This window comes from Cellulomonas biazotea (assembly GCF_004306155.1).
Lineage (GTDB): Bacteria > Actinomycetota > Actinomycetes > Actinomycetales > Cellulomonadaceae > Cellulomonas > Cellulomonas biazotea.
Map to the genome: position 1 here is coordinate 1 of NZ_BIMR01000358.1, position 3,090 is coordinate 3,090.

Annotated in this window: 2 protein-coding genes and 1 pseudogene; 1 reads left to right on the top strand and 2 read right to left on the bottom strand. The window is 74.5% G+C overall.

Annotated features, from left to right (window positions below; genetic code table 11):
• Positions 1-2,040: carbohydrate-binding module family 20 domain-containing protein (locus CBZ_RS18495; protein ID WP_130782933.1), on the top strand; the 2,040-nt coding region annotated here is incomplete at its 5' end.
• Between the two features lie 102 nt (positions 2,041-2,142).
• On the opposite strand, the gene CBZ_RS18500 is transcribed toward CBZ_RS18495, so the two are convergent.
• Both CBZ_RS18500 and CBZ_RS18505 read right to left on the bottom strand, forming a co-directional pair.
• Entirely contained in the window at positions 2,143-2,718 is a 576-nt protein-coding gene (locus tag CBZ_RS18500; RefSeq protein WP_130782934.1) for an HhH-GPD-type base excision DNA repair protein, read from the bottom strand.
• Positions 2,715-3,090 (bottom strand): annotated as a pseudogene (locus CBZ_RS18505) (2-phospho-L-lactate guanylyltransferase); the annotation flags it as partial. The gene CBZ_RS18500 and the pseudogene CBZ_RS18505, both read right to left, overlap by 4 nt.

Sequence of the window (3,090 nt, forward strand, 5' to 3'; positions counted from 1 at the left end):
CTCGCCGCCCTGCTCGTCGCCGCCATGACCGCCGTCGTCGTCGCGGCGCCCACCGGCGCCACCACGCCCGTGCCGCAGCCCGTCGTCCCGTCCGCGAACGGGCGCGGCAACGTCATCCTCAACCTCTTCCAGTGGACCTGGGACTCCGTCGCGCGCGAGTGCACCTCGACGATCGGCCCCGCTGGGTTCGGGTACGTGCAGGTCTCGCCGCCGCAGGAGCACGTCACCGGCACCCAGTGGTGGACCTCGTACCAGCCCGTCGGCTACCGCATCGAGTCCAAGCTCGGCACCCGCGCGCAGTTCCAGGCGATGGTCGCCACCTGCCGTTCCGCGGGGGTCGGCGTCATCGCCGACGCCGTGCTCAACCACACGACTGGCGCCGACCGGGGCAGCGGGACCGGCGTCGCGGGGTCGTCCTTCGGGGTCGACTCGTTCCTCGGGATCTACGGCGCCGCCGACTTCAACGACTGCCGGACGAACATCAGCAGCTACGGCGACCGGTACCAGGTGCAGAACTGCCGGCTCGTGTCGCTGCAGGACCTGCGCACCGGCTCGTCGTACGTCCGCGACCGCCTCGCCGCCTACCTCAACGACCTGCTCGCGCTCGGCGTCGCCGGGTTCCGCATCGACGCCGCCAAGCACATCCCCGCCGCCGACCTCGCCGCGATCAAGTCGCGCCTGACCCGCCCCGACGTGTTCTGGGTGCACGAGGTCATCGGCGCGAGCGGCGAGCCCGTCCAGCCGTCGGAGTACCTCGGCAGCGGCGACTCGCACGAGTTCTTCTTCGGCCGGCGCCTCAAGGCCGCGTTCGACGGGAACCTCACGCAGCTGCGCACGCTCACCGACGGGCTGCTCCCGTCGTCGTCCGCCGGGACCTTCGTCGACAACCACGACACCGAGCGCAACGGCGAGACGATGAGCTACCAGTGGGGCGCGAAGTACCGGCTCGCGAACGTCGCCCTGCTCGCCCACCCGTACGGCTCGCCGTCGGTCTACAGCGGCTACACGTGGAGCGACAAGGAGGCCGGTGCGCCCGGCGCGACCGCGACGAGCGTGCCCGACGCGTCGTGCGCGAGCAGCCAGTGGGTCTGCACGCAGCGCTGGCCCGAGGTCGTCGGCATGGTCGGCTTCCGCAACGCCGTCGGCGACGCACCCCTCGTGCACTGGACCGACGACGGGTCGCAGCTCGTCGGGTTCGGCCGCGGCGACCGCGGCTACGTCGCGCTCAACAACCGCGCGACCGCCGTCAGCCGCACCTTCCAGACCGGCCTGCCCGCCGGGACGTACTGCGACGTCGTCGCGTCGACGACCTGCACCTCGACCGTCACCGTCTCCTCGACCGGGACGTTCACCGCGACCGTGCCCGCCTACGGCGCCGTCGCGATCCACGTCGGTCGGCCCGCGGGCCAGCCGTCCGCCACGACGACCGTCTACTACGCGACGACGCCCGGGTGGTCGGCCTACCGCATCCACCACCGCGTCGGCAGCGGGCCGTGGACGACCGTGCCCGGCGTCGAGATGGCCCCCGCCTGCTCCGGGTGGGTCGCGCGCGAGATCGCGTCCGGTGGGGCCGCGCTGACCGCCGCGTTCACGAACGGCACCGGGACCTGGGACAACAACGGCGGGCAGGACTACACGCTGAGCGGCCCCGCCGTGCGCGTCGCCGGGGGAGTCGTCACCGCCGGCAGCCCGTGCGGCACCACGCCCACGCCGACCCCGACGCCCACGCCGACCCCGACCGTGCCCGCGGCGGCGGCGGTGTCGTTCGGTGTCGACGCGACGACGGCCTGGGGGCAGAACGTGTTCGTCGTCGGCGACGCCGCGGTCCTCGGCGCGTGGGACCCGGCCAAGGCCGTGCCGCTGTCGTCCGCCGCGTACCCCGTGTGGCGAGCGGTGGTCGCACTGCCCGCCGGGTCGAGCGTGCAGTACAAGTACGTGAAGAAGGACGCCGCCGGGGCGGTCGTCTGGGAGAGCGGGGCGAACCGCACCGTGACCGTGCCCGCGTCGGGGACCCTGACGCGCACGGACACCTGGCGCTAGGTCTGCGCACGACCGGCCCCGGTGCGCGGTGTGCCGGGACCGGTCGTCGCGGGCTCCGCGCTTCGAGGGCTCACCCCTTGGCGGGCTCAGCTCTTCGCGGCTTCAGCCCTTCGCCGCCTTCGCGGCTGCCTTGGCTGCCTGCTTCGTCGCCCGGACCTCGGCGAGCGACGTCGGGTCCGTCACGTCGGCGATCGACCGGCGCGCGTCGACCTCCCCGTACGCACCCGCGGCCTCGCGCCAGCCGTCCGGGGTGACGCCGTACTGCTTGCCGAGCAGCGCCAGGAAGATGCGCGCCTTCTGGTCGCCGAACCCGGGCAGCGCCTTGAGGCGCTTCAGCACCGTCGCACCGTCGGGGTCGCCCGTCGTCCAGATGCGGGCCACGTCGCCGTGGTACTCCTCGACGACCGCGCGGGCCACCGCCTGGATGCGGCCGGCCATCGACCCGGGGTAGCGGTGCACCGCGGGCGGCGTCGCGCACAGCGCCGCGAACGCCTCGGGGTCGGCGTCGGCGACCTCGTGCACGTCCAGGCCGCCCATCCGCTCCGCGATCTTCGACGGTCCCGCGAACGCGCTCTCCATCGTCACCTGCTGGTCGAGCAGCATCCCGACGAGCAGTGCGAACGGGTCGTCGGAGAGCAGTCGGTCCGCGGCGTCGTCGCCGGTCAGCCAGAGCGTCATGGCCCCATCCTGGCCTGCGCGGCCGTGTCCCGGGCAGTCCCGGCGTCGACGAGCGTGTCGAGGTCCGCCGGGTCGTCGACGTCGTGCCGGAGCGTCGAGTCCGCCGGGACGTCGAGCCGCACGTGCCCGGCGGCGACGTGCCGGTCGGAGGAGCCCGTGCCGAACACGGGCCGCAGGTCGGACCCCGGGGAGGCCGTGAGCAGCGTCGTGCCGGTGCCCGCGGCGTCGGGGACGTGCGCACGCCGGTGCGCGGCGGCGAGCAGCAGGGCCGCGTCGAGGTCGGCGGGGTCGAGCCCCGGCAGGTCGCCGAGCAGGGCGGCGACCGCGCAGCCCGGCGCGAGCGCGCGCGCCCGGGAGGCGCCCGCGGTGCAC

Coding starts and splice junctions, on each gene's coding strand:
- CBZ_RS18500 (WP_130782934.1), bottom strand. CDS start 2,718: ATGACGCTCTGGCTGACCGGCGACGACGCCGCGGACCGACTGCTCTCC.